This is a genomic window from Bradyrhizobium barranii subsp. apii (assembly GCF_011516635.5).
GTDB lineage: Bacteria > Pseudomonadota > Alphaproteobacteria > Rhizobiales > Xanthobacteraceae > Bradyrhizobium > Bradyrhizobium barranii.
The window spans coordinates 2,510,366-2,535,944 of record NZ_CP096255.1 but is presented as its reverse complement, the minus strand read 5'-3'; the positions used below and the strand labels follow the sequence as shown (position 1 = coordinate 2,535,944).

General features: G+C 65.2%; 21 protein-coding genes. 10 read left to right on the top strand and 11 right to left on the bottom strand.

All coding sequences use genetic code 11. The annotated features are described in order from the left end of the window. Window position 1 precedes the first annotated feature (1 nt). Window positions 2-481 carry a MarR family winged helix-turn-helix transcriptional regulator gene (locus tag HAP41_RS12120; RefSeq protein ID WP_166101849.1) on the bottom strand — a complete coding sequence of 160 codons (480 nt, stop codon included), beginning with the start codon at window positions 479-481 and terminating at the stop codon, window positions 2-4. 104 nt (window positions 482-585) lie between these two features. On the opposite strand from HAP41_RS12120, the gene HAP41_RS12115 reads away from it, so the two are divergent. Together HAP41_RS12115 and HAP41_RS12110 are read left to right on the top strand one after the other, a co-directional pair. Beyond that, window positions 586-1,794, top strand: coding sequence for an ABC transporter substrate-binding protein (locus HAP41_RS12115; RefSeq protein ID WP_166101852.1), 1,209 nt, complete (start codon window positions 586-588; stop codon window positions 1,792-1,794). A 16-nt stretch (window positions 1,795-1,810) separates the two neighbouring features. Next, on the top strand, window positions 1,811-2,989 hold the full coding sequence (locus HAP41_RS12110; RefSeq protein WP_166101854.1) for a cytochrome P450: 1,179 nt from the start codon (window positions 1,811-1,813) through the stop codon (window positions 2,987-2,989). 35 nt (window positions 2,990-3,024) lie between these two features. On the opposite strand, the gene HAP41_RS12105 is transcribed toward HAP41_RS12110, so the two are convergent. Beyond that, the gene (locus HAP41_RS12105) at window positions 3,025-3,753 is read right to left on the bottom strand and encodes a hypothetical protein (RefSeq protein WP_166101856.1); all 729 of its coding nucleotides are present in this window, start codon (window positions 3,751-3,753) and stop codon (window positions 3,025-3,027) included. 288 nt (window positions 3,754-4,041) lie between these two features. Between HAP41_RS12105 and HAP41_RS12100 the strand changes: the two genes are divergently transcribed. Next, window positions 4,042-4,965 (top strand): ABC transporter ATP-binding protein, encoded by a 924-nt coding sequence (locus HAP41_RS12100; protein WP_166101861.1) that lies wholly within the window; start codon window positions 4,042-4,044, stop codon window positions 4,963-4,965. Then, window positions 4,962-5,723 carry an ABC transporter permease gene (locus HAP41_RS12095; RefSeq protein ID WP_028147642.1) on the top strand — a complete coding sequence of 254 codons (762 nt, stop codon included), beginning with the start codon at window positions 4,962-4,964 and terminating at the stop codon, window positions 5,721-5,723. The genes HAP41_RS12100 and HAP41_RS12095 overlap by 4 nt, the downstream gene beginning before the upstream one ends. Window positions 5,724-5,831: 108 nt before the next feature. Here the strand turns inward: HAP41_RS12095 and HAP41_RS12090 are convergent, their stop codons facing one another. After that, window positions 5,832-6,146, bottom strand: a complete 315-nt coding sequence (locus tag HAP41_RS12090) for a hypothetical protein (protein WP_166101865.1) — start codon at window positions 6,144-6,146, stop codon at window positions 5,832-5,834. Between the two features lie 313 nt (window positions 6,147-6,459). On the opposite strand from HAP41_RS12090, the gene HAP41_RS12085 reads away from it, so the two are divergent. Continuing rightward, entirely contained in the window at window positions 6,460-7,251 is a 792-nt protein-coding gene (locus HAP41_RS12085; protein WP_175618140.1) for a L,D-transpeptidase, read from the top strand. A 2-nt stretch (window positions 7,252-7,253) separates the two neighbouring features. Here the strand turns inward: HAP41_RS12085 and HAP41_RS12080 are convergent, their stop codons facing one another. After that, window positions 7,254-8,516, bottom strand: coding sequence for a Zn-dependent exopeptidase M28 (locus HAP41_RS12080; protein WP_166101869.1), 1,263 nt, complete (start codon window positions 8,514-8,516; stop codon window positions 7,254-7,256). A 142-nt stretch (window positions 8,517-8,658) separates the two neighbouring features. Here HAP41_RS12080 and HAP41_RS12075 point away from each other — a divergent pair, with 142 nt between their 5' ends. After that, window positions 8,659-9,642 (top strand): glycerophosphodiester phosphodiesterase, encoded by a 984-nt coding sequence (locus HAP41_RS12075; protein WP_166101872.1) that lies wholly within the window; start codon window positions 8,659-8,661, stop codon window positions 9,640-9,642. Window positions 9,643-9,752: 110 nt separating this feature from the next. On the opposite strand, the gene HAP41_RS12070 is transcribed toward HAP41_RS12075, so the two are convergent. Next, the gene (locus tag HAP41_RS12070) at window positions 9,753-12,032 is read right to left on the bottom strand and encodes a fused MFS/spermidine synthase (RefSeq protein ID WP_166101878.1); all 2,280 of its coding nucleotides are present in this window, start codon (window positions 12,030-12,032) and stop codon (window positions 9,753-9,755) included. A gap of 178 nt (window positions 12,033-12,210) precedes the next feature. Between HAP41_RS12070 and HAP41_RS12065 the strand changes: the two genes are divergently transcribed. Further along, entirely contained in the window at window positions 12,211-13,821 is a 1,611-nt protein-coding gene (locus HAP41_RS12065) for a phytoene desaturase family protein (RefSeq protein WP_166101884.1), read from the top strand. Between the two features lie 276 nt (window positions 13,822-14,097). Here the strand turns inward: HAP41_RS12065 and HAP41_RS12060 are convergent, their stop codons facing one another. Then, entirely contained in the window at window positions 14,098-14,253 is a 156-nt protein-coding gene (locus HAP41_RS12060; RefSeq protein WP_094183922.1) for a Flp family type IVb pilin, read from the bottom strand. 163 nt (window positions 14,254-14,416) lie between these two features. On the opposite strand from HAP41_RS12060, the gene HAP41_RS12055 reads away from it, so the two are divergent. Then, complete coding sequence (locus tag HAP41_RS12055; protein ID WP_166101887.1) at window positions 14,417-15,304, top strand: 50S ribosomal protein L11 methyltransferase; 888 nt, start codon at window positions 14,417-14,419, stop codon at window positions 15,302-15,304. Window positions 15,305-15,434: 130 nt separating this feature from the next. Here HAP41_RS12055 and HAP41_RS12050 read toward each other — a convergent pair whose 3' ends face one another. Beyond that, window positions 15,435-15,614: a hypothetical protein gene (locus tag HAP41_RS12050; RefSeq protein WP_166101890.1), complete on the bottom strand. Its 180-nt coding sequence runs from the start codon at window positions 15,612-15,614 to the stop codon at window positions 15,435-15,437. A gap of 185 nt (window positions 15,615-15,799) precedes the next feature. Between HAP41_RS12050 and HAP41_RS12045 the strand changes: the two genes are divergently transcribed. Together HAP41_RS12045 and HAP41_RS12040 are read left to right on the top strand one after the other, a co-directional pair. Then, window positions 15,800-17,626, top strand: coding sequence for an aminopeptidase P family protein (locus HAP41_RS12045; RefSeq protein WP_166101893.1), 1,827 nt, complete (start codon window positions 15,800-15,802; stop codon window positions 17,624-17,626). A 321-nt stretch (window positions 17,627-17,947) separates the two neighbouring features. Beyond that, complete coding sequence (locus HAP41_RS12040) at window positions 17,948-19,228, top strand: multidrug effflux MFS transporter (RefSeq protein WP_166101896.1); 1,281 nt, start codon at window positions 17,948-17,950, stop codon at window positions 19,226-19,228. 239 nt (window positions 19,229-19,467) lie between these two features. Here the strand turns inward: HAP41_RS12040 and ligA are convergent, their stop codons facing one another. The 4 genes from ligA to lpxC form a co-directional block, all read right to left on the bottom strand. Then, window positions 19,468-21,621 (bottom strand): NAD-dependent DNA ligase LigA, encoded by a 2,154-nt coding sequence (ligA, locus tag HAP41_RS12035; RefSeq protein WP_166101899.1) that lies wholly within the window; start codon window positions 21,619-21,621, stop codon window positions 19,468-19,470. 93 nt (window positions 21,622-21,714) lie between these two features. Further along, window positions 21,715-23,385 (bottom strand): DNA repair protein RecN, encoded by a 1,671-nt coding sequence (recN, locus tag HAP41_RS12030; RefSeq protein ID WP_166101903.1) that lies wholly within the window; start codon window positions 23,383-23,385, stop codon window positions 21,715-21,717. A gap of 23 nt (window positions 23,386-23,408) precedes the next feature. Beyond that, window positions 23,409-24,296, bottom strand: coding sequence for an outer membrane protein assembly factor BamD (locus tag HAP41_RS12025; RefSeq protein WP_028147628.1), 888 nt, complete (start codon window positions 24,294-24,296; stop codon window positions 23,409-23,411). Window positions 24,297-24,558: 262 nt separating this feature from the next. Then, complete coding sequence (gene lpxC, locus HAP41_RS12020; RefSeq protein ID WP_071910404.1) at window positions 24,559-25,521, bottom strand: UDP-3-O-acyl-N-acetylglucosamine deacetylase; 963 nt, start codon at window positions 25,519-25,521, stop codon at window positions 24,559-24,561. Between the last annotated feature and the right edge of the window lie 58 nt (window positions 25,522-25,579).

The following is a 25,579-nucleotide window of genomic DNA, read 5'->3' as shown; positions in this document are numbered from 1 at the left end:
CCTAGAGCGGCAGGAGCCGGTTCAGCAATTCCAGCAGCGCGCGCTGCTCGGCCGAGCTGAGCGGGGCCAGCATCTTTTCGTTGTAGGGCTCCGTCAGCCTTGCCCCCTCGGCAATGAGCTTTGCGCCCTTCGGCGTCAGCATCAGCTCGACGGCGCGACGATCCGCCTTCGAGCGGTTGCGCTTGATGAAGCCGGACGATTCGAGCTCGTTCAGGATCTTGATCAGGTTCGGCAGGCGCAGCCGAAGCAGGCTGGCGAGGCTGCTCGGCGGCACGCCGGGATTGTCACGAATGACGGCGAAGATCGCATAGGTCGCCGGCGTCAGGCCCAACGCGGCGAACTCCTCGTAAAAGCCTTCGAAAAACTTCAACTGCGCGAGGCGCAGCATGAAGCCGGGCGTCCGCCGGAGCGCGCGCAAGTCCAGCGATTTCTCCGGCTGCTGATCGGACTTCAACCCGGGTCTTACGGTTTTCGAACTCATGATCCTCAATCCGCGGCGGCCACAGCCGAATTGACACTCTCAAAAATAGCTATAAAATATAACTATTATTTAGCGGCACCAAGACCGCATATGGGAGGGACACAATGAACAGCAAATTCCTGCACAAATTGTGCATTTTGGCTCCGATGCTGGTTGCCGCGCCGGGCTTTGCCCAGGATGCCGTGAAGATTGGCATCCTGAACGACCAATCCGGTCCGTTCGCGAGCTATCAGGGGATCGGCTCGGTCGTCGCCGCAAAAATGGCGGTCGAGGATTATGGCGGCAAGGCCGGCGGCAAGCCTGTCGAGGTCGTCGCGGCAGATCACCAGAACAAGACCGACATCGGGATCGGCATCGCCCGGCGCTGGTACGAGAACGACGGCGTCGATGCGATCTTCGACATCCCCAACCCGTCGATCGCGCTCGCTGTCGCCGGGATGAGCGCCGAGAAGAACAAGGTCTTCGTCGGATCGGGCGCTGGAACGGTGCTGCTCACCGGCGAAAAATGCACGCCCAACAACGTGCACTGGACCTACGACACCTATGCCTACGGGCGCGGCCTCGGCAAGGCGATCGTGCAGCAGGGCGGCAAGAAATGGTTCTTCATCACCGCCGACTACGCGTTCGGTCACGATCTGGAGAAGCAGGCCGCGGAGGCCGTGAAAGCGTCCGGCGGCGAGGTGCTCGGCAGCGTGCGGCATCCGCTGGGAACGGCCGACTACGCCTCCTTCCTGCTCCAGGCCCAGGCTTCGGGCGCGAACGTCGTCGGCTTCGCCAATGCCGGCGACGATACCATCACCTCGATGAAGCAGGCCGCCGAGTTCGGGCTGACCAAGGACCACAAGCTGGTCGGATTGATCCTGGGGATGAACGGCCTTCCCTCACTCGGACTGAAGTTTGCGCAGGGCGCGCAGATCATGAACCCGTTCTACTGGGATCTGAACGACGGCACGCGGGCTTTCGCCAAACGCTTCGCCGAGCGCATTCCCTCGAAGGCTTATCCCAACGACATGCAGGCCGGCGTCTATGCCTCGGTCATTCACTACCTCAAGGCGGTCGACAAGGTCGGCGGCGCCAAGGACGGCAAGGCCGTCGTCACCGCGATGAAGGAGATGCCGACGGACGATCCGCTGTTCGGCAAGGGCTACATCCGCAAGGACGGACGCAAGATCCACCCGCTCTATTTGCTCCAGGTCAAGGCGCCCGAGGAGTCGAATTCGGCCTGGGACCTGCTGAAGGTCGTCGCCACGATCAAGGGCGAGGACGCATTCCGCTCGGAGAGCGAAGGCAAGTGTCCGCTGACCACGCAATAACGGCCGGGAGCTGACCATGAGCGGCATTGCATCCAGTCCGATCGACCCGTTCGCGCCTGGCTTCCTGATGGATCCCTATCCCGCCTATGAAGCGCTGCGCGCGCTCGGGCCTGCGTTCGCGCTGGAGCAGTATGGCGTGTGGGCCATGGCAGGCTATGCCGAAGTCGAGCCGGCCCTGAAGGACTGGAAGACGTTCATCAGCGGCGAGGGTGTCGGGCTTCACGGGATGAATCCTGCCCTGCCGAAACCGCTGACACTCCAGATCGATCCTCCCGATCACGACAAGGGCCGGCGGGTTCTCGGCCGCACGCTGTCTCCGGGCGTCGCAAGGAAGCTGCGCGAAACGTTTCAGCAGGAGGCGGAGAGGAAGGTCTCGGAGCTGATCGACAAAGGCACCTTCGATGCCGTGGCCGATCTTGCGGAGGCCTATCCCATGAAAGTGTTTCCGGATGCGATCGGCATCCGGCCGGATGGCCGCGAGAAGCTGCTGGCCTGGAGCACCTTCGTGTTCGACAGCTTTGGCCCGGAGAACGTAATGCTGGCCGCATCGCGCAAGGCGGGCCTCGCCGTACAGAGCTGGATCATGGAATGCTGCGCCCGGGATGCGTTGCAGCCTGACGGGCTCGGCATGATGATCTACCAGGCGGCCGACGACGGCGAGATCACCGAGCACGAAGCAACGCACCTGGTGCGGCCGTTCCTCACCGCGGGGATCGACACCACCGTCAATGGCATCGGCAACACCCTGCTGGCACTCGCGACGCACCCGGATGAATATCGCAAGCTGCACCACAAGCCGGAGCTGGCGCGCAACGCTTTCGAGGAGGGATTGCGCTACGACTCACCGGTGCAGACGTTCTTTCGCACCACCTCGCGCGACGTCGAGATCGGCGACGGCGTGATCCCCGCGCACCGCAAGGTGCTGCTGTTCATGGCCTCCGCCAACCGCGATCCGGCGCGGTGGGACAAACCCGACCACTTCGATGTCGAACGAAGTGCGACCGGACATGTCGGCTTCGGCGCCGGCATTCACGCCTGCGTCGGCCAGATGATCGCGCGTCTGGAAGGCGAATTGATATTCGGCGAGCTCGCAAGGCGCGTGAAGACCATCGAGCTCACGGCAGAGCCGAAACGCAGGCTCAACAATTCCCTGCGTGGGCTGGAGAGCATGCCGGTCCGCGTGACCGCCGCTTAGGCGGCATCACGCGGTACTGCGGGCGCGACGCGCCCTCAGTTCCTGGCCGGAGCCGTCGCCGCCGCCGAGCGCGCCTGCCGCGGGGCCCTGGGTGCGCCGGGTTCGGCGACCGGACCTGCCGGGGCGCGCGAGCGCAAGATGGCGGCGTCGATCTCGCCGATGACGCGGCGCTGGATCGCCTCGTTCTTGTCGATCGAGATGTGGCCGACGCCGGTGCCGCGGACGTCGACATTGTCGAGCTTGCCGCGGAGACCAGCCGCAGCGCGCACAGGCTCGCCGGGACCGTCGCCGATATAGATGTTGATGTAGCGTTCGGCGCCGGTCGACAGCCTGGTCTTGAATACGGAATCGAGGCCGATCGCGAGCTTCACGGGCACCCCGAGCTGGTTGAGCTTGGCGATCATGTCCGGCAGCGCGGTCGCGCCGGAGGAATGGCCGACCAGGACAATGGTCTTGACGCGACCGGCCCTGTAGTTGGCCGCGGCCTCATCAGCGAGCGAGGACCAGGACACGAAGTTCGCGACGGTCACCTGGACGCCCTGCGCCTGGAGGCGGGAGCCGATCGTATCGAGCCCGAGCGAGAAGATGTTGAGCACGCCGCGGAGCAGGTAGACATGCGTGGTCGCGGCCGCGGACTGGCTCGGCGCCGCCCTGGCGGTGGTCGGGCTAATGGCAACAGCTGACAGCAGGAGCAGGCAGATCGCCCACACACGGAGGGCGGGCAACTGGCTGGCGCCGGCGGTGTGACGGCCGTTCGGTCTCATCTCGATGTTTTCCCTGGGGACGATAAGCTTTGCGATTGGCCGGAATCGTAGCCACGGCCTGCTCGCAGACGCAACAAAGAGGCGCGTGAGCGGCAATCTTAGCCACAAGCCGTGACCCTCGCGCAACACTTGCCCGGAACCTGCCACCGAAGGGACTGTTTTGAGACCATTTTTCTCCGGCCAATTGCGGCCGGGCAAGTGCATTCCTATTTCAGGGCTCCGCTGACCTCCTCCCGGACGGTTCCAGCCTCCCCTCCCCAGTCTTTACCTTTCAGCCCTGCGGCCATCATGTCCTCCATCATTTCCGTCGCCAATTTGTCGAAGACCTATGGGTCCGGCTTCAAGGCGCTCAAGAACGTCAATCTCGACATCAAGCGCGGCGAGATTTTTGCGCTGCTCGGCCCCAACGGCGCCGGCAAGACCACGCTGATCTCGATCATCTGCGGCATCGCCAACCCGAGCGAAGGCACGGTCCTCGTCGGCGGCGAGAACATCCAGACGTCGTACCGCAAGGCCCGCTCGCTGATCGGCCTCGTGCCCCAGGAATTGCACACCGACGCCTTCGAGAGCGTGTGGGCGACGGTGAGCTTCTCCCGCGGCCTGTACGGCAAGCCGAAGAACCCTGCGCACATCGAGAAGGTGCTGAAGGACCTCTCGCTCTGGGACAAGAAGGACAACAAGATCATCACGCTCTCCGGCGGCATGAAGCGCCGCGTGATGATCGCGAAAGCGCTGTCGCACGAGCCGCAGATCCTATTCCTGGACGAGCCGACCGCCGGCGTCGACGTCGAGCTGCGCAAGGGCATGTGGGAAGTAGTACGCACGCTGCAGCAATCCGGCGTCACCATCATCCTGACCACGCACTACATCGAGGAAGCCGAGGAGATGGCCGACCGCATCGGCGTCATCAACAAGGGCGAGATCGTGCTGGTCGAGGACAAGGCGACGTTGATGGAGAAGCTCGGCAAGAAGCGGTTGACGCTGCATCTGCAGGGCAAGGTCACGACGTTGCCGGACAGCCTCAGCCATTACGAACTCGACGTCTGCGACGGCGGCGCGACGCTCGTCTACGACTACGACACCAAGGGCGAGCGCACCGGCATCACCAGCCTGCTCAGCGACCTCCGCAACGCCGGCATCCGCTTCAACGATCTCGACACGACGCAATCGTCGCTCGAGGACATCTTCGTCGACCTCGTGAGGACGTCATGAATCATCGCGCCATCCGCGCCATCTATCTGTTCGAAATGGCGCGCACCTGGCGTACGCTGCTGCAAAGCATCGTCTCGCCTGTCGTCTCGACCTCGCTCTATTTCGTGGTGTTCGGCGCCGCGATCGGCTCGCGCATCAGCCAGGTCGAAGGCGTCAGCTACGGCACCTTCATCGTGCCGGGGCTGATCATGCTCTCGGTGCTGACGCAGAGCATCGCCAACGCTTCCTTCGGCATCTACTTTCCGAAATTCACCGGCACGATCTACGAAATCCTGTCGGCGCCAATTTCCTATGGCGAGATCGTGCTCGGCTATGTCGGCGCCGCCGCGACCAAGTCGATCATTCTCGGCCTGATCATTCTCGCCACCGCCGGCCTGTTCGTGCCGCTGCACATCCATCATCCGGTCTGGATGCTGACCTTCCTGGTGCTGACGGCGGTGACGTTCAGCCTGTTCGGCTTCATCATCGGCATCTGGGCCGACGGCTTCGAAAAACTCCAGATGATCCCGATGCTGGTGGTGACGCCGCTGACCTTCCTCGGCGGCAGCTTCTATTCCATCGACATGCTGCCGGCAGGCTGGCGCACGGTGGCGCTGCTGAACCCGGTCGTCTATCTGATCTCGGGCTTCCGCTGGAGCTTCTACGAGATTGCGGATGTCAGCGTGTCCGTCAGCATCTGCATGACGACGGCGTTCCTGGTGATCTGCCTCGCCGTGATCTGGTGGATTTTCCGCACGGGCTACCGGCTGAAGAATTGACCGCAGATCCGTAGCCCGGATGGAGCGCAGCGAAATCCGGGACAAGCGTCACCTCACGCACCAGCGGCCCCGGATTGCGCTTCGCTCCATCCGGGCTACGGCGCTACCTCACCTGTAGCAGTGGAAGCGATGGTAGCCGTCATAGTAGCCGCGGCAGCGGTAATGGCGGTGATGCGGAATGCCGAACACGCCCTCCACCGCACCCACGGCCCCTCCAACACCGGCGCCGACCGCGCCGCCAACGACAGGGCCGGCGATCCGATTGCCTTCGTAGGAGCCTTCCTGGGCGCCGCGCACGATGCCCTGGGCGTGGCCGGCTTGCGGCAGCGACAACAGCGCGAGCAGGATAGCGGTGGCTGCGAACAGCAGGCGGATGGGCAAACCGGCCGGCAATTGCGCGGCGGCGATACGGGCTTTGTTCATCTTCGGTCCCAAGGGAATTAAAGGGGAAAGGGCAGCGGAAGCCGCCCGTCGAGGGCAGCCACGATCAACGCCTGAAGCGGCCGAATGGTTGCGCCTTTGTGACGAATTGTCGGCGTTGTGACTGCTTGGCGCGCTCGCGAAAATGTCAGCGCCGCCGCCAGCCACGCGGCACAAAGCGGCCTTGCTTACGCCCGGCATCGCGTTAACGATGGAGGGGCAGCCCGCTGGAACGAAAGCCGGATTGCAGGCATATTGCACGCCGGGGGACGGGGCTGCGGCGCCTAGCGTGAACAGGCCGGAGGCCAGAACTCAAATGCGTTTCCAGATGCGTTCTTTTTTCATCGCTTTTTCCTCATTGATGTTTTTGAGCGCGGGCGCCGCCCAGGCCAAGGTCGAGATCACCGTCGACAAGGACAATCAGCAGATGACCGTCGCCGTCGACGGCGTCGCGCGCTATCGCTGGCCGGTGTCGACAGGCATCCCCTCGCGCGAAACGCCGGGCGGCGCCTTCCGCGCCTTCCGCATGGAAGAGGATCACTACTCCAAGGAATTCGACGACGCGCCGATGCCGCACGCGATCTTCTTCACCAAGGTCGGGCACGCGATTCACGGCACCGACTCGGTCAGCCGCCTCGGCTCGCCGGCGTCGCACGGCTGCGTGCGACTGTCGCGTCAGAATGCCTCGACGCTCTATGCGCTGGTGCAGCAGCAGGGCGTGCTCAACACCACGGTGACGCTGACCGGCTCGGCCCAGGTGGCTCTGGCCCGCAACCCGCGCGGCCGCAACCCCACTGCAGTGGCCCGCGCGCCGCAGCTGGCCGAAGAGCAGTACGCCACTTCAGGCGATCCCGTGAATCTCGCACCGCCGGCGCAGCCCGCCCGCCGCTACATGCCGCAGGACGACAATTACATCTACCCGGCCGACGGCAGCGACACCGGCACGCGCTATCCCGCGCCGCGCTCGGCCAGCCGCCCGCTGTATGACGCACAGGTCTATCAACAGCAGCAGCCGCAGCAATACTACAATCAAGGCTACGGCCAGCAGGGCTACTATCAGCCACAGCCCCGGCAATACTATCAGCCGCGCGGTTACTATCAGAACTGACGTTACCGGAACGCGGCGTTGCCGCGTTCGACGATCTTTCGCGCAGCATCGACGAAGGCGCGCGCGACCGGCTCGAGGATCTCGGGCCCGGTCGCGGCAAGATCATCCGACGGCGTATGAAACGTCCGATGGCGCCCGGCCATGCCGAGGAAATTGGCGTAGCCCGCCGCATGCACGTCGCGCAGCTCACCGACCGCCTGCTTCTCCGTCACCAGACGCTTGGCCTCGACTTTTGCAAAAGTCTCATCGGTCAGCGCGACGGCGGATTTGCTCAGCACGAGATAACGCTCTTGCTCGGGCCGATCGGTGCGGGCGCCTTCCGCGAAGGCATAGCAGGCGTTCGACGAACCGAAGTGAATCCACGCCAGCGTGTCCTTCGGTGCCGGCGCTCCGTGCTTCAAAAACAGCTCCATACCGCCATGGCCGATCTCGTGGCCGGCGGTGGCGATGAAAACAAGATGCGCCGGCCATTTCTCGGCGGCGACGATGCGCGCCAGCGCGAGAAAGTTGGCGATGCCGGGGCCGCGCTCGCAGACGCACGAGTACCAGCCGGTCATCGGCGTCGAGACGACGATGACCGGCCCACGGCCGGCCCCGATCTCGGCGATGACGTTGCGGCCGACAACATCGCGCTCGTAATGGCCCTTCACGTCGAAGGTGACAGGCGCGCCTGAGGCAAGCGCGCGCTCGAGCACCGCTCGCGACGCCGCGCCGACCACGATCACCGGCACCGGCCAGGGCGCATCCTCCTGCGTGACGTTATAGGCGAAGCGGTCATCGGCGGGATTGCCGATCATCAGCAGGATGGCCGCCGGCTTCCTTGCCGCGGCTTCCGCGATCGCCGCACGATGGGTCGGCCCCAGATAGGCGCCGCGATCGAACGGCAGATCGAGCAGAAGGATCCTGCCGGTGACATCGCCATCGCGCGCGAGCGGCGCGGCGAGATGGAAGCTGGCCTTGTCCTCCGGCGGCCACCAGAAAGGCGTCGCCTCGACAGAGATGCCGGCGGCTTCGGCGCTGGCCCGCTCGACGACATATTGCCGCCCGAGCACGACGGGCTGGAAGCTGATTTCGAAACCCGCCTGCTTCATCTCGCCGGCGATCCAGTCGGCCGTCGCGCGATCGCCCGCAGAGCCGAAGCGGTGCAGACCGAAGGACGCATAGCGCGCCACATCTTCGTAGAGGCTCGCACCCGAGAGCACATCCTTGGCTAGCGCCTGTCCGACCATGAGAACCGCCATCGTTGCGATGAAGATAAGCCGCATATGAATGGCTCCCTGAACCGTTGTTTTTTGAGAGCCAGTTTCCGCCTTCCCCGGCCGCCGTCAAGCACCCGTCGACCACGAAGCTGGACGAACCGGGCGAAGATTTCATAAGCTCCTCCTTTCACCTGGGCTGCGAACCTTGATGCCGTCACGTGCCGCGACAATCCTGATCGTGCTCTCGGTTCTCACTGCGGGACGAGCCATGGCCTTTGATCTCGAAGCGCATCGCGGCGGGCGCGCGCTGTTGCCGGAAAACACCCTGCCGGCCTTCGCCAACGCGTTGTCGATGGGCGTGGACACGCTGGAGCTCGACGTCGGCGTGACCGCGGATGGCGAGGTCGTCGTGTCGCATGAACGCGGGCTCAATCCCGACCTCGCGCGCGATGCAGGCGGCGCCTATGTCGCCGCGCCCGGCACACCGTTCGTGAAGCTGCGGCTCGAAGAGGTCAGGGCCTATGACGTCGGCCAGATCCGCCCCGACAGTTCCTACGCGAAGCAATTCCCCGACCAGCGGGCCGTGCCGGGGACACGCGTTCCCACCCTGGGCGAGCTGTTCGCGCTGGTACGCAAGGCCGGCAACACGCGCGTGCGTTTCAATATCGAGACCAAGATCGATCCAAACCATCCGGACGAGTCGCTCGATCCGCGAGGCTTCGTCGCAAAGCTGCTCCAGCTGATCGAGGCCGAGGGATTTTCCGATCGCGTCATGATCCAGTCGTTCGACTGGCGGACCCTGCTGCTCGTCCAGCAACAGGCGCCCAACATTCCGACGGTCTACCTGACGCTCCAGCGCGGCTCGGGCCAGACGGTGGCGTTGGACAAGGCGACGAACTGGACGGCGGGTTTCAGCCCGGCCGATCACGGCGGCTCGCTGCCGCGGACGATCAAGGCTGCGGGCGGCGCGGTCTGGTCGCCCTATTTCGGCGATGTGACCGAGGCGGTCGTCTCGGAGGCACACACGCTCGGACTGCGCATCGTGGTCTGGACCGTCAACAAGCGCGAGGACATGGCGCGCATGATCGAGCTCGGCGTCGACGGCATCATCTCGGACAGGCCGGACCTGCTGCGGCAAGTCGCGGGCGAGAAGGGAATTGCATTGCCGGCGGGAACGCCGGTCGTGCCGTAGAAGCCTTCCCCTTGTAGCCCGGATGGAGCGCAGCGAAATCCGGGAGCAGTGTCGCCACGCGGAAGCGCCCCCGGATTGCGCTTCGCTCCATCCGGGCTACGAAGACGTCCCTACTCCCCGTCCCGCAGACGCCGGTACAGCGCGCCCAAAATATTGGAATAGTCGTCGGTCCAGACCCGCACCCGGTCGTCGGCTTCGGTCTGCTCCCATGACTTGGAGGAGGCGAGCCGGCCGACGTCGGCGTCCTCGCGCGCGGAGATGACGACGTCGGTCGAGAAGATGTAGTCCCCGTCGCGTCCGGAATCCTCGTTGAAGACCCAGCTCTTCAGATCGTTGGCATCGGCGATGCCAACCACGACGGTCTCGAGATCGAGGTGCCGGTTGGAGACGTGCATCACCACGGCGCCGTGCGGCGCCAGCTTGTCCTTGTAGATATTCATCGCCTCTTCGGTGGCGAGATGAATCGGGATCGCATCCGACGAATAGGCATCGACGATGATCAGGTCATAAGCGCCGTCAGGCTCCTTCGCGAAGGTGAGGCGAGCATCGCCGATCACCGGCTTCAGGCCCGGCATGCAGCTCGATATGTAGCGAAAGTTCTTCGGGTCGCTCGCCGCGTCGACCATGGACTGGTCGATCTCGAAGAAGGTCCAGCTTTCGCCGGGCTCGGCGGCGCAGGCGAGCGTGCCCGATCCGACGCCGATTGCGGCGACCTTCAGCGGCGCGCCCTTGCGCTCGCGGATCGCGGTGATGGCCTGCCCGATGCCGCCGTCCTTGTGGTAGTAGGTGATCGGCTCGGGCCGGCCGACGACCGGCGTGCCGTCATTGTTGCGAAAGCGCTCGGCGCCATGGATCGTGGTGCCGTGCATCAGCACATGGAAATAGCCGCCGGGCGTCACCACGATCTTGTGCACGCCGAAGAAGCTGCGCACCGTCGTGACGCGGCCTTCGTCCGCCGGATAGACGCGGATCAACGCCAGCGCGAGCGCGGCGGTGGCGAAGATCTTCCAGCGGCTGGCGTTGAGCGCGAGCGCCAGAAGTGCTGCGAGCACGCCGACAGCCCCCGCGACCCAGACGCGATGATCCTCGAACCAGGTCGAGAGATTGCCCGGCATGTAAGACGGCGCGACCAGCGCCACCGCGAGCACGGCGAGTGCCAGCCAGTACCATCTGACGATGCCCGCCAGCCGCTCGTTCGCCGGCGGCCGGCACAGCGCGGCCAGCGCGACCAGGATCGGGTATTCGGCGATCCAGGAGAAGGTGAATGGAGCAACGAGGCCGGCAAAGAGGCCGCCGACCATGCCGCCGAACGACAGCGCGACATAGAAACCCGTGAGATATTTGGCGGCCGGGCGTGTCCGCGCCAGCTCGCCATGGCAGGCCATGGCGATAACGAAGAAGCACAATTGGTGGCCGCCGAGGGTCAGCAGCAGATTCTGTTCGCCGCCGAACGCCAGCAGGACGATGACGCCCGCGATCGCGACCGGCTGGAGCATCAGCATCCATTTGTGCGGCAGCAGCGGCCGCGACTGGAACACCACCACCCAGGTGAGCAGATACAGCGACAGCGGCAGCACCCAGAGCAACGGCGCCGCCGCGACGTCGGTCGAGATGTGCGCCGTGACGGCGATCAGCAGGCCGGACGGCACTGCGGCGAGGAAGATCCAGCGCAGCCGCGTCACGAAGCCTGGCGCCGGCGCATTGATGTCCTCGGTTTTTGCGTCGACCACGGCCAGCTTCGGCGAACGCAGCAGCAGCACGCCGCAGGCGGCGATCAGGAGGATCAGGAGGCCATAGCCAAGGGTCCAGAACCGGTTCTGCGTGTGCAGCGTGAAAATCGGCTCCAGCAGGAACGGATAGGACAACAGCGCGAGGAAGCTGCCGATGTTGGAGGATGCATAGAGGAAATAGGGATCGTGTCCGGCAGGATGGCCAGTGCGGACGAACCAGGCCTGCAGCAGCGGATTGTTGGCGGCGAGCGCGAAGAACGGCAGGCCGATCGAGACCACGAACAGGCCGAGCAGCCAGAACGCATAGCCGGAGGCCGGCGGCTCACCATAGGCGGTGGCGATGCCGAGCGGCAGCGTGGCGAAGGCTGCGATCAGCAAAACCAGATGCACCGCGACCGGAACGATGCGATTCCTGATCTGCATCAGGAGATGCGCATAGGCATAGCCCGCCAGCAGCAGCGACTGGAAGAACACCATCGCCACCGACCACACTGCCGGCGAGCCGCCGAGCCGCGGCAGCACCATCTTGGCGAACAGCGGCTGCACCGAGAACAGCAAGAGCGCACTGACGAAGATCGCGGCAGTATAGACCGTCAGCAGCAGCCGGTTGCGCGACGAGGAGGGCTGCTCCGTGGCGGCGGGTTGCACGATCGAATCCATGGAAGCTCCGGCTTAAACCCCGGCGGGCGCCGGACGCGCGCAATGGAGCACAAGGCGCATGAACGGGCAATAAAGGGTCTCGTGATGTTGCAGCGACGATTGCTTGATATACAGATGTCATTCCGGGCCTGGTCCTTCGGACCATCCCGGAAAGACCGCGGAACATTTTGAATCCTTCATGAGCGAAACCGACGTCATCATCATCGGCGCTGGCCATAACGGCCTCACCTGCGCGGCCTATCTCGCGATGGCCGGCCTGCGCGTGCGCGTTGTCGAGCGCCGCAAGGTGGTCGGCGGGGCCGCGGTCACGGAGGAGTTCCACCCCGGATTCCGCAACTCGGTCGCGGCCTACACCGTGAGCCTGCTCAATCCACAGGTGATCCGTGACTTAGGGCTGACTGAACAGGGCCTGCGGATCGTCGAGCGGCGCGCGCAGAATTTCCTGCCCGCGCCCGACGGCAGCTATCTGCTCACCGGCGAGGGGCGGACAAAGGAATCCGTCGCGCGGCTGAGCGCGCATGACGCAAGCGCGCTCGACGGGTTCTCGCGCGAACTGGAAGACATCGCCGACGTGCTGCGGCAGTTCGTGCTGCGTGCGCCGCCGAACCTGCTCGACGGTTTTGGCACGAACGCGATCCGCGAAGCGGTGAACGCGTTGCAGAGCGCCAACATCCTGCGTGGGTTGACGCTGGAGCAAAGCCGCAGCCTGCTCGATCTCTTCACTCGCTCGGCCGGCGAGATGCTGGACGAGCGGTTCGAGCACGATCTGGTCAAGGCGCTGTTCGGCTTCGATGCCATCGTCGGCAATTATGCCAGTCCGTACGCGGCGGGCTCGGCCTATGTGATGCTGCACCACGCCTTCGGCGAGGTGAATGGCAAGAAGGGCGTCTGGGGCCACGCCATCGGCGGCATGGGGGCGATCACGCAGGCGATGGCGCGCGTCGCGCAGGGCCGCGGCGTCACGATCGACACGGATGCGGGTGTGCGCGAGATCATCGTCGAGCGCGACCGCGCGGTGGGCGTAGTGCTGGACAACGGCACCTCCATCCGCGCGAAATATGTCGCGGCCAACGTCAATCCAAAGCTGCTCTACACGCGGCTGATCGCGGCCGACGCGCTGCCCCCGGACTTCCTCGCGCGCATCCGGCACTGGAAGAACGGCTCCGGCACCTTCCGCATGAATGTGGCGCTGGACCGCCTGCCCTCCTTCACCGCGCTCCCGGGCGACGGCGATCACCTCACCTCCGGCATCATCCTCGCGCCAAGCCTCGGCTACATGGACCGCGCCTATCTCGACGCGCGCGCGCTGGGCTGGAGCCGGGAGCCTGTCGTCGAAATGCTGATCCCCTCCACGCTCGACGACACGCTCGCACCGGCGGACAAACACGTCGCGAGCCTGTTCTGCCAACACGTCGCGCCCGAACTGCCCGACGGAAAGTCCTGGGACGACCATCGCGAGGAGGTCGCCGATCTCATGATCGCGACGGTGGACAAATACGCACCTGGCTTTGCGGCAAGCGTGCTTGGCCGCCAGATCCTCTCCCCGCTCGACCTCGAACGGCAATTCGGCCTGCTGGGAGGCGACATCTTCCACGGCGCTCTGACGCTGAACCAGCTGTTCTCGGCGCGGCCGATGCTGGGCCATGCCGACTATCGCGGTCCCCTGAAGGGCCTCTATCATTGCGGTTCCGGCGCCCACCCCGGCGGCGGCGTCACCGGCGCGCCCGGCCACAACGCCGCGCAGGCTATTTTGAGGGATCACCGCTCGCTGTTCGGAAGCCGTGGATAGGGCTGTGGACAGGCTGTTGGCAGGGCTGTGAGAAAGCAGTGGGTCGCCTGCGCGCGGCAGGCCCGGCGCGCCCCGTACAAGGCGGTGGAAAAGCTGGGGACGAGTGGCGGGATAAAGCCGTGGACAACTTGGGGGAAACGAGTGGAAGGCCTGTGGGCATTTCCGGGCCGCCCCCCAAAACGACCTCGCCCGCCGGGGGCAACTCCCCGTGCGGGCGATCGTCAGGTAACAGCCTCTAAAGAAAAACAGCCCCCGCCAGGAAATGGGAGGCGGAAATTACTTCAAGGAACTGCTAATCGAACCGAACTTGTCGTTCAGGCTGGTGCCCAGGCTGTTCACCACGGTGATGATCGCCAGCGCGATGCCCGCTGCGATCAGGCCGTATTCGATCGCGGTTGCACCGGATTCGTCCGACCAGAACTTCAAAACCATGCTCTTCAAGACTCGCCTCCGTTTCAATTCCAAGATGCGTTGGCTGAATCCAACACCCGGAAATGTACGGGGTACAACCTGCAGTCAGGTTAAATCGGAACCTGCAAGTTATGCGGAAAATTGGGAACAAAAGTTCCAAAAATTGAACTGACGGAACCCTAGAATGCAGCTTTCTCCCACTCATCGCGCCTGCTTTTCGATCGGCACCGAGGCCGCGGCCAAGCGCGTCGTCGACGTGCTCACGGAGGTCTTTTTCGACGGCGATGCGGCGGTCGCCGCCTTCGAACGGCCGGACGGACAGTGGGACGTCACGCTCCATTTCGCCGAGGCGCCCGATCAGGCATGGCTGCGGGAACTCATTGTAACTTCGGCAGGAAACGAGATCGCGGACACGCTCATCTTCGACATTGTCGAGGCCAAGGACTGGGTCAAGGCGAGCCTCGAGGATCTCGTCCCGGTACCGGCCGGCCGCTTCGTCGTGCACGGCAGCCACGATCGCGACCGCGTCGCGCCGAACAAGCTTGCCATCGAGATCGAGGCGGCGCTCGCCTTCGGCACCGGCCACCACGGCACCACCCGCGGCTGTTTACTGTTGCTTGACCACGTCCTGAAGAGTTCTCGGCCGAGGAACCTGCTCGACCTCGGCACCGGCACCGGCGTGCTGGGCATCGCCGCAGCGAAGGCGCTGCATCGCGCGGTGCTCGCCTCCGACATCGACCCGCCGTCGGTGCGGGTGGCGGCAGAGAACGCGATGCTGAACCACGTCGGCAACCAGGTGCGGGTGATCCGCGCAACCGGATTTGCCGCACCGGACTTTGCCAGATGCGGCCCGTTCGACCTGGTCCTGGCCAACATCCTTGCCAATCCGTTAAGGCAATTGGCCGGCCCGATGGCGCGGCACCTCGCGCCCGGCGCGCGCGTCATCCTCTCCGGCCTCTTGACCCACCAGGCCCCCGCCGTGATCGCCGCCTACCGCGCACGCGGCCTCGTGCCGCTGCGGCACGTGCGGATCGAGGGGTGGAGCAGTTTGTTGCTGAGGAAACTGTCGTAGGGTGGGCAAAGCGACTTGTCCGCCATAGCTCGAAGAGCGACGGCGGAAGCGTGCCCACCACATCTATTTGGGATCAAGGAGACATGGTGGGCACGGCGCTCTGCGCCTTTGCCCACCCTACGACACCGCCCTACTCCGCCCGCTTCTCGTCCCGACGTGTCGCGCGCTTGCCCTGCAAGGCGCGCCTGGCGCGGCGCTCGGCGAAACGGTCGATCATCTGGCTGATGAGGCCGCGCGGCTTCTTCGGTGTCGTTGCGGCCGGGGCGCGGTGGGCCGGCGGCGAAATCTTCTCAAACATGAACGCTGGCATCGTGTGTCCCCTCGCCGTTGAGATGAACCACTCGCTCGAATTTCCCTGTTATCCGGACGAAGCGCAACTGCTGCATCCTGTACTCCACTCAATTCGAATGGACCATTTTCAAGCACGGTCCGTGCCAGATGCGACCCCAAATGCGTCTACATTGCGGACTGATCCTCATGATCCTAAACTGAGCCATGTTCGAAGCACACTTCCAGACATTCGAGGAGCCCGAGGCCGGCGTCGCATTGACGGCGCGCCTTGCCGCGCTCCGTGAAGAACTCGCCCGCCGCAAGCTGACCGGCTTCGTCGTTCCGCGCGCCGACCAGCAGCAGAACGAATATGTGCCCCCCTCGGAGGAGCGGCTGGCCTGGCTGACCGGCTTTACCGGTTCCGCAGGATTGGCGGTGGTGCTGACGCATGAGGCCGCGATCTTCGTCGACGGCCGCTACACGATCCAGGCGGCCAAGCAGGTCGACGCAAAGGCCTGGGCGGTGGTATCGCTGATCGATCCGCCGCCGGAGAGCTGGGTATCGACGCACCTGAAAGCCGGCGACCGCCTCGGATTTGATCCGTGGCTGCACACTTCTTCGGCAGCCGAGCGCCTCGCCGCCGCCTGCGCCAAGGCCGGCGCCGAGCTGGTTCCCGTCGACAGCAATCCGGTCGATGCGATCTGGCAGGACCGGCCGCAGCCGCCGCTGGCCCCGGTCGCCGTGCACAGCCTGCAAAATGCCGGGGTCGCCGAGGCCGAGAAGATCACGCAAATCAAAAGCGAGATCGCCAAGCTCGGCGTCGACGCGCTGGTGCTCTCCGACAGCCACGCCGTGGCCTGGACCTTCAACATCCGCGGCGCCGACGTCGCCCATACGCCACTGCCGCTGTCCTACGCGCTGGTGCCGAAGGACGGCCGCCCGACCGTGTTCATCGACCACCGAAAACTCTCCAATTTGACCCGCGACCATCTGGAGCAATCCGCCGATGTGCGCGAACCCGATGCGATGGCACCGACGCTGATGGCGCTCGCCAAGAGCGGCGCCGCGATCGCACTCGACAATGCCACCGCGGCCGACGCGCTCAGCCGGCTGATCGCAAGCGCCGGCGGCAAGCCAGTGCGCGGCAGCGATCCGATTGCACTGCTCAAGGCCGTCAAGAACGCGACCGAGATCAAGGGCACACGGACGGCGCACCGCCGCGATGCCGTGGCGCTGGCGCGCTTCCTCGCCTTCGTCGACCGCGAGGCATCAAGCGGCAAGCTGACCGAGATCGACGCGGTCGAGGCGCTTGAGACGTTCCGCCGCGACACCGGCGCGCTGAAGGACGTCTCGTTCCCGACCATATCAGGCACCGGCCCGAACGGCGCCATCGTGCACTACCGCGTCACCCGCAAGAGCAATCGGCGCATCGCGCCGGGCGATCTGCTGCTGATCGATTCCGGTGCGCAATATGAAGACGGCACCACCGACGTCACCCGTACCATGGCCGTGGGCGAGCCGACGGAGGAGATGCGCGACCGCTTCACCCGGGTACTGCGCGGCCACATCGCGATCGCGCGCGCGGTGTTTCCCGACGGCACCACCGGCGCACAGCTTGACACGCTGGCGCGGCAATATCTCTGGGCCGCCGGCGTCGATTTCGAGCACGGCACCGGCCACGGCGTCGGCAGCTATCTCAGCGTGCACGAAGGACCGGCGCGGATCTCGAAGCTCGGCACAACGCCGCTGAAGCGCGGCATGATCCTCTCCAACGAGCCCGGCTATTACAAGACCGACGGCTTCGGCATCCGCATCGAGAACCTCGAGCTGGTGGTCGCCGCCGACATCGAGGGCGCGGAAAAACCGATGAATGCGTTCGAGACGCTGACCCTGGCGCCGATCGACCGGCGCCTGGTCGACGTCGCGATGCTGGGCAAGGACGAGCTCGACTGGCTCAATGCCTACCACGCGCGCGTGAGGGCCGAGGTGCGGCCGGCGCTGGACGAAGCGACGAAGGCCTGGCTTGATCAGGCCACGGCAGAGCTGACGTAGAGCTCGGCCTGCGGCGCACGATGCATAGCTCTACGCGAATTGCGCAACGCTGTTTCCCCACCCATCGCTGTCATTCCCCGCGGAAGCGGGGAATCCAGTATCCAGAGACAGCAAACGCATGCGGAGAAGCCGCGGCGTACTGGATCGCCCGCCTTCGCGGGCGATGACAACTGCCTTTAAGGCAGGAACAACGCGCCCAATCGGTCGCCATCGTGCCCTCATCCTAACCGTCCCGAAATCCGAATAGCCGCATTCCGAAACGCCGATATCCGTCTTGCGCGAGCACGCTACAGTCGATTCGACTTCGAAAGACGGACGACTATGCACGGCATGATCAGCAGGCCGCCGGACGCGGCGACGAAAAACATCGCGACCTCGCGCGTGGTGTTGCTGCTGCTGGTCGTCATGACCGGGATCGCGCCGATCTCGCTCTACATCCTGGTTCCGGCGCTGCCAGTGCTGGCGACGACGTTCGGCCGCGACATCTCGATCGCGCAGATGACGGTGTCGCTGTACATGGTCGGCATCGCACTGTCGCAGCTCATCATGGGACCGCTGTCGGACAAGTTCGGTCGGCGTCCGGTGCTGCTTGGCGGCCTCGCGCTGATGGTCGCGGCGAGCATCGCCTGCATCTTCGCCGAAACCCTGCCGCAACTGATCGCAGCGCGCTTCTTCCAGGCGCTCGGCGGCGCCTCCGGCATGGTGGTGAGCCGCGCCATCATCCGCGATATCTACGAGCGCGACCGCGTCGCCTCCATGATCAGCCTCGTAATCGCAGCGCTCATGATCGGCCAGATGGTCTCACCGCTCACCGGCGGCCTGATCGAGACCGCATTCGGCTGGCGGGCGATCTTCTACGCCGTCACGATCGGCGCGATCGCGGTCGCCATCGGCATCGCGATCGCGCTGCCCGAGACCCGCCGCGATCGCGCGGTCGGCAGCGGCGGCTTTCGCAGCGACGTCGGCACCCTGATCAAGAGCCGCGCCTTCATCGGCTATGTGATGTGCCAGGTGCTGGCGTCCCAGATTATCTTCACCTTCGCCGGCGGCGGCCCCTACATCGTGGTGACGCAGATGGGCCGGACCAGCGCCGAATATGGCGCCTGGTTCGCGACAACAGGCTTTGCGTATCTCGTCGGCAATCTGCTCTGCGTGCGCTTCGCGCCGCGACACTCGCTGGAAAAGCTGATCTGGTTCGGGCTCGGCCTGCAACTCTGCGGCAGCCTGTTGAACCTGCTCTGGAGCTTCACCGGCTGGAACGAGGCTCCGAGCTGGCTATTCGGCACGCAGATGATCGTGATGGTCGGCAATGCCTTCGTGATGGCGAACTCCGCCGCCGGCGCCATCAGCATCCGCCCTGAAGCCGCCGGCACCGCGTCAGGCGCGATGGGCTTCCTCCAGCAGGGCATCGGCGCGCTGATGTCGCAATTCGGCGCCTATCTCGGCGGCCATTCCGCAACGACGCTACCGCTGACCTCGGCGGTGCTGGCGATCTCGCTGCTCTGCGCCTGCATGATGATCTTCGTCGTTCCCCGCCGCGAGGTGGTGGTGAGCGAGGAGTTGATTGAGCAGGCCGAGGAGGAAGAGAGCGGGATGATGTGAGGGGGGCACCGCGCGTGCCGCAACCTCGCTGTCATGCCCCGGCTTGACCGGGGCATCCAGTACGCCGCGGCACCGGCAGCAACAGCGAGATCTTCAACGCACGCCTCTAGAATACTGGATTCCCCGCCTGCCGCCTACGCTAAAGCTTCGGCGCCCCTAGACCTCAAACCCCGGCGAAGCCTTGGCGTAGACGGGTCGCGGGGAATGACAGCGGAGTAAGTGGAGAGTGAAGTGCCCTCTCACTCCCCGATCAGCGTCAGCCACTCGTCCTCGGTCAACACCTTGACGCCGTGCTTGTTGGCTTCCGCGAGCTTGGAGCCCGCGCCGGGGCCGGCGACGACGAGGTCGGTCTTCTTCGACACCGAGCCCGACACCTTGGCCCCCAGACGCTCCGCGGTGGCCTTGGCCTCGTCGCGCGTCATCTTCTCCAGCGATCCCGTGAACACCACCGTCTTGCCGGCGACGGCGGAATTGCTCTTCGGCTTCTCGGCGTCGATGATCTCGACTTCCTTGGTCAGGCGCTCGACGATGCCGCGATTGTGGCTCTCGCCGAAATAGTCGGCGATGCTCTTGATCACGGTCTCGCCGATCTGGTCCAGCGCGTCCATCTCGGCCATCGCCTCCTCGTCGCCCTTGGCGACCTTGAGACAGGCGTCGTGGAAAGCGTCCCACGAGCCATAGCCGCGTGCGAGCGCCAGCGCGGTGGTCTCGCCGACATGACGCATCCCGAGCGCAAAGACGAAGCGCTCCAGCGCGATTCTGCGCCGGCTCTCGATGGCGCCGAACAGGTTGCGCACCGACGTTTCGCCGTAGCCCTCGATCTCCTCGAGCTTCAGCTTCGCATTGCGCTTCTCCAGCGTGAAAATATCGGCGGGCTCCTTCACCCATCCCTCGTCGAAGAAATACTGGAGCTGCTTCTCGCCAAGACCGTCGATGTCGAAGGCGCGCCGCGACACGAACAGTTTGAGGTGCTCGATCTTCTGATAGGGACAGGCGAACTCGCCGGTGCAGCGGGCGCGCGAGCCCTCTTCGCCGGCCGCCGTCTCCTCGCGCGTGACGTCGGTGTGCAGCGGGCACGGGCACTTCGTCGGGAAATGGAATTCCTTGGCGCTCTTCGGCCGCTTGTCGAGGACGACGTCGACCACCTGCGGGATGACGTCGCCGGCACGCTGGATCACGACGGTGTCGCCGATCCTGATATCGCGCCCCTCGCGCAGAACCTCACCCTTGTTGCCGATGCCCTTGATGTAGTCCTCGTTGTGCAGGGTGACGTTCTGCACGATCACGCCGCCGACGCCGACCGGTTCGAGCTTGCCGACCGGCGTGAACGAGCCGGTGCGGCCGACCTGGATCTCGATGTCGCGCAGCACCGTCACGGCGCGCTCGGCCGGGAATTTGTGCGCGATGCCCCAGCGCGGCGTGCGTGAGACGAAGCCGAGCCGTTCCTGCCAGTCGATGCGGTCGACCTTGTAGACGACGCCGTCGATGTCGTAATCGAGCTTTGCGCGCTGCTCCTCGATCGAATGATGGAACGCGAGCAGCTCCTCGACGGAATGACAGAGCCTGGTCAACGGATTGGTCTTGAAGCCGCAGCGCTCGAACCAGCCGATCATGCCGCTCTGCGTCCCCTCCGGCATCGCACTCATCTCGCCCCAGGCATAGGCGAAGAAGCCCAGGGGACGCGAGGCGGTGATGGTCGGGTCCTTCTGCCGGAGCGAGCCTGCGGCCGAATTGCGCGGATTGGCGAAGATGGTGCTGCCTTCCGCCTTCTGCCGCTCGTTGAGCGCGAGGAACGCCTTCTTGGTCATGTAGACCTCGCCGCGCACCTCGCAGATGTCAGGGATGTTGCGGCCTTTCAGCTTCTGCGGCATGTCTTCGAGCGTACGGATGTTGGCGGTGACGTCCTCGCCTTCGGCGCCATCACCGCGGGTCGCCGCGGTGACGAGCTCGCCGCCCTCGTAGCGCAGCGACATCGAGAGGCCGTCGATCTTCGGCTCGGCCGAGAAATCGACCTTGTCGTCGTCAAGCTTCAGGAAGCGCACGATGCGGCCGACGAAGTCGCGGACGTCCTCTTCGGCAAACGCGTTGTCGAGCGACAGCATCGGAACGGAATGCCGGACTTTCCTGAAGCGCCCCGACGGCGCCGCGCCGACTTTCTGGGACGGCGACTCCGCGCTGACGAAATCCGGAAAGCGCTTTTCGATCGCGTTGAAGCGCTGGCGCAACGCGTCGTACTCGGCGTCGGTCACGGTGGGCGCGTCCTCTTGATAGTAGCGCCTGTCGTGCTCTTCGAGTTCGAGTGCAAGCCGCATGTGCTCGACCTTGGCCTGCGCCTTGGTGAGGTCGGCGACGTCGCGAAGAGGCCTTGCTTTGGATTTTGCTGCTCTTGCCATGGTGCTTGGATACGACGGAGCGGGCGGGAGGGTAAAGGCGGTTGGTCTCGTTCCGTGTCCCGGCTCGCGCTACGCGCATCCGGGACACAAAGTCTAACTCGCCGCCTTGAGCAGCCGCTCCGCGGCCGCCCTCGCCTCGGCGGTGATCTCGGCGCCGGCGAGCATGCGGGCGATCTCCTCGCGGCGGTGGTCGGCGGCCAGCGCATTGACGCGGGTGGCGACGCGCTTGCCCTTGTCGAGGGCGTCCTTGGAGATCAGCAGATGCTGGCCGGCACGGGCGGCGACCTGCGGGGCGTGGGTCACGGCCATCACCTGCACCTTGCCGGCAAGCCGCGCGAGCCGCCCACCGATGGCGTCCGCGACCGCACCGCCGACCCCGGTGTCGATTTCGTCGAACACCAGCGTCGGCGCCGAGCCGCGGTCGGACAGCACGACCTTGAGCGCCAGCAGGAAGCGCGAGAGCTCGCCGCCGGAAGCGACCTTCATCATCGGACCCGGCTTGGTGCCGGGATTGGTCTGCACCCAGAACTCGACGCGGTCGAAACCTTGCGGGCCCGGCGCGGCCTCATCGGTCTCGACCTGCGTCATGAACTTGGCGCGTTCGAGCTTGAGCGGCGCGAGCTCGGCGTTGACCGCCTTGTTGAGCTTGTCCGCCGACTTCTGCCGGGCGATCGACAATTTCTTGGCGGCAGCGGCATAGCGCGCGTCAGCCTCGATCGCCGCCTGCTCCAGCTTCTTCAACCGCGAAGCACCGGCATCGATCAGGACGACATCGGCAGCGTATTTGGCGGCAAGCGCAGCGAGGCCATCGACCGGCGTCGAATATTTACGCGAGGCGGCGCGCAGCGCGAACAGCCGCTCCTCGATGCGCTCGAGCTCGCCCGGATCGAAGTCGGTCGCGGCGAGCGCGGCCAGGAGATGCTGGTCGGCTTCCTCCAGCGCGTTGATCGCGGTGTCGATCGCCTTCACGGCAGGCTCGACCAGCGCCGGCGAATTGACACCGCGCCGCTCCAGCCGGCGCACCGCGGCCGACAGGGAGGCGACCGGCGAATGATTGCCGCCGACGGCTTCCTGCGCCTCCCGCAAATCGGAGGCGATCTTCTCGCCCTGCATCATGGTGGTGCGGCGACCGGCGAGCGAGGTCTCCTCGCCTTCCTTGGGCGCGAGCTGCTTCAGCTCGTCGGAGGCGTGGCGCAGATAGTCCGCCTCGCGCGCGGCGCGCTCCATGGCGGCGCGGTGCTCTTCCAGCGCGGCGCTGGCCGTGCGGCGCGCGTCCCAGAGCGCTTCGACCGCGGTGACGTCCTTTTCGAGCCCGGCAAAGGCGTCGAGCAGGCGGCGGTGGGTGGCGGCATCGACCAGCGCGCGCTCGTCATGCTGGCCATGGATCTCGACCAGGGCACCACCGACCGCCTTCAGCGTCTGCACGCTGATCGACTGGTCGTTGATGAAGGCGCGGGTGCGGCCGTCGGCGAGTTGCACCCGGCGGAGAATCATCTCGCCGGTATCATCCAGGCCGTTCTCGGCCAGAATCTTCATCGCAGGGTGATTTTTGGGGATATCGAAGACGGCGGTGACCTGCCCCTGCTCCGCGCCATGGCGCACGAGCCCGGCGTCGCCGCGGCCGCCGAGCGCCAGCGCAAAGGCATCGAGCAGGATGGATTTGCCCGCACCGGTCTCACCGGTCAAAACCGCAAGTCCGGTGGCGAATTCGATATCGAGCCGCTCGATCAGGACGATGTCACGGATCGACAGACGCGCCAGCATGGAATCAAATTTCCTAGCCGAGACTATAGGCCTATCTTCTTGAAGGCCCTGCTCATCCAGGAACCCTGATTCTCGCTCGGCTCGAGACCCCCGGATTTTACAAGATTATAGGCGTCCTTGTACCAGCGGCTGTCAGGAAAATTGTGGCCAAGCACCGCGGCTGCGGTCTGCGCCTCGGCGACGATGCCGATCGTCATATAGGCCTCGGTGAGCCGGAACAGCGCCTCCTCGACATGGCGGGTGGTCTGGTACTGCGTGACGACGGCCTTGTAGCGGTTGATCGCCGCCGTGTAGTCGCGCTTCTGCATGTAATAGCGGCCGACGTTCATTTCCTTGCCGGCGAGCTGGTCGCGCGCACCCTCGATCTTGGCCTTGGCCGAGGTCGCATATTCCGAGTTCGGATATTTGCGGTTCACCTCTTCCAGCGCGGCGATCGCCTTCTCGGTGCGGGCTTGGTCGCGGCTGATGTCCGGGATCTGGTCGTAGTGGGAGGCGGCGATCAGGTACTGCGCATAGGCCGCGTCCGGGCTGCCGGGATGCAGCGTGACGTAGCGGGTCGCAGCGCCGATGCAGCCGTCATAGTCGCCGCCCTGGTAGGAGGCATAGGCCGACATCAGCAGCGATTTGCGGGCCCAGTCGGAATAAGGATGCTGGCGGTCGACCTCTTCGAACTTCTTGTTCGCCCCCTTCATGTCCTTCTTCTCGTTCATGAGGTACAGGCCCTCATTATAGATCTTGTCGGCGGGCTCCTCGGTGAAGGTGTCGTCCTTGGCGGTGAACTTGTCCCAGAGCGCGCCGGTGCCGCAGCCGGCCAGCGGCAGCGCGAGCACCACGAAGGTGGCGGCTTGAAGCAGCCCGCGGACTCCAGGCGAGACCGAGAGATATCCGCGCGTCATACGCTGTGCCGACATGAATTTAAGCCCTGACGCCCTGTGATGCGGTGTCCGCCAGCCCATGAACCCCGTCATGGGCGCGAAATGTAGCCGTGGCGCCTGCCATGCGACCACGCCGTGTAACCGAAAAACGATCTCGAACCAACCGGATAGGCAGGCATTTCGCCCGGATTAAGGCGAACGCGCCGCAATCCTAGCCGATCATCGTTACCAGGAGTTTCCCGGGGAAAGCCGCCGCCAAACGCCGGCGGCAACAAAACGCCAGTGGCGACAGGTCTCTTCAGGACACGTCCGGCCCGTAGGCCGCGGCGATCCGGCCGCCAACGATGCCGCGACCGACTTCACCCACGGGACGCGTGGTGCGGCGGACCGCCTCGCCCTCGACCACCCGCCAGGCGGTACGGTCGGCAAGCAGCGCGGTCAGGACAGCGTGGTTGAGCTTGTGACCGCCACGCACCGAGCGGTAGGCGCCAAGCAGCGGCAGGCCGGCCAGCGCGAGATCGCCGATCACGTCCAGCACCTTGTGGCGGGCGCATTCGTCGGCGTAGCGCAGGCCCTCGGTGTTGAGCAGCCGCTCGTCGTCGAACACGACGGTATTGTCGAAGGAAGCGCCGAGTGCGTAACCCGCGCTCCAGAGCCGGGCGACGTCGCACATCAGGCCGAAAGTCCGGGCGCGGCCGACTTCGCGGCGGAAGCGCTCCGGGCTCAGGTCGAAGCCGTAGCTCTGCTGGCCGATGACGGGATTGGTGAAGTCGATCTCGATATCAACGCGGAATCCGTTGGCGTAGGGCCGGATCTCGCCGAAGGAGTCACCGACCTTGGCCGAGATCGGCTTCAAGATCTGAATGAAGCGGCGCTGTGCCGGCTGGCTGACGATGCCTGCCTGGTCGATCGCGGCAATGAAGGCCGCGGCGCTGCCGTCCATGATCGGCACTTCCGGTCCGTCGATCTCGATGGTGGCGTTGTCGACACCCATGCCCCGCAGCGCCGCAAGCACGTGCTCGGCGGTCGAAACCAACGGGCCGTCACGATCGCCGAGGACGGTGGCGAAGTCGGTCGCGATCACCTGGTCGGCGGTCGCCTGAATCTCACGGTCACTTCCCTCGAGGCCGGTGCGGACAAAAACAAACCCCGCATCGACGGGCGCAGGCCCCAGCGTGAGAGTGACGGGAAGCCCGGAATGAACGCCAACGCCGGCCACGGTGGCTTGCGCACGAAGCGTTGTTTGCCGGCTAAATTTCATCAGGAATCCGCCCCACTACGACCCACTGCGACTTATACTAGGCCCGCTTGGCCGGCCA

Coding starts and splice junctions, on each gene's coding strand:
- HAP41_RS12120 (WP_166101849.1), bottom strand. CDS start 481: ATGAGTTCGAAAACCGTAAGACCCGGGTTGAAGTCCGATCAGCAGCCG.
- HAP41_RS12115 (WP_166101852.1), top strand. CDS start 586: ATGAACAGCAAATTCCTGCACAAATTGTGCATTTTGGCTCCGATGCTG.
- HAP41_RS12110 (WP_166101854.1), top strand. CDS start 1,811: ATGAGCGGCATTGCATCCAGTCCGATCGACCCGTTCGCGCCTGGCTTC.
- HAP41_RS12105 (WP_166101856.1), bottom strand. CDS start 3,753: ATGAGACCGAACGGCCGTCACACCGCCGGCGCCAGCCAGTTGCCCGCC.
- HAP41_RS12100 (WP_166101861.1), top strand. CDS start 4,042: ATGTCCTCCATCATTTCCGTCGCCAATTTGTCGAAGACCTATGGGTCC.
- HAP41_RS12095 (WP_028147642.1), top strand. CDS start 4,962: ATGAATCATCGCGCCATCCGCGCCATCTATCTGTTCGAAATGGCGCGC.
- HAP41_RS12090 (WP_166101865.1), bottom strand. CDS start 6,146: ATGAACAAAGCCCGTATCGCCGCCGCGCAATTGCCGGCCGGTTTGCCC.
- HAP41_RS12085 (WP_175618140.1), top strand. CDS start 6,460: ATGCGTTTCCAGATGCGTTCTTTTTTCATCGCTTTTTCCTCATTGATG.
- HAP41_RS12080 (WP_166101869.1), bottom strand. CDS start 8,516: ATGCGGCTTATCTTCATCGCAACGATGGCGGTTCTCATGGTCGGACAG.
- HAP41_RS12075 (WP_166101872.1), top strand. CDS start 8,659: ATGCCGTCACGTGCCGCGACAATCCTGATCGTGCTCTCGGTTCTCACT.
- HAP41_RS12070 (WP_166101878.1), bottom strand. CDS start 12,032: ATGGATTCGATCGTGCAACCCGCCGCCACGGAGCAGCCCTCCTCGTCG.
- HAP41_RS12065 (WP_166101884.1), top strand. CDS start 12,211: ATGAGCGAAACCGACGTCATCATCATCGGCGCTGGCCATAACGGCCTC.
- HAP41_RS12060 (WP_094183922.1), bottom strand. CDS start 14,253: ATGGTTTTGAAGTTCTGGTCGGACGAATCCGGTGCAACCGCGATCGAA.
- HAP41_RS12055 (WP_166101887.1), top strand. CDS start 14,417: ATGCAGCTTTCTCCCACTCATCGCGCCTGCTTTTCGATCGGCACCGAG.
- HAP41_RS12050 (WP_166101890.1), bottom strand. CDS start 15,614: ATGCCAGCGTTCATGTTTGAGAAGATTTCGCCGCCGGCCCACCGCGCC.
- HAP41_RS12045 (WP_166101893.1), top strand. CDS start 15,800: ATGTTCGAAGCACACTTCCAGACATTCGAGGAGCCCGAGGCCGGCGTC.
- HAP41_RS12040 (WP_166101896.1), top strand. CDS start 17,948: ATGCACGGCATGATCAGCAGGCCGCCGGACGCGGCGACGAAAAACATC.
- ligA (WP_166101899.1), bottom strand. CDS start 21,621: ATGGCAAGAGCAGCAAAATCCAAAGCAAGGCCTCTTCGCGACGTCGCC.
- recN (WP_166101903.1), bottom strand. CDS start 23,385: ATGCTGGCGCGTCTGTCGATCCGTGACATCGTCCTGATCGAGCGGCTC.
- HAP41_RS12025 (WP_028147628.1), bottom strand. CDS start 24,296: ATGTCGGCACAGCGTATGACGCGCGGATATCTCTCGGTCTCGCCTGGA.
- lpxC (WP_071910404.1), bottom strand. CDS start 25,521: ATGAAATTTAGCCGGCAAACAACGCTTCGTGCGCAAGCCACCGTGGCC.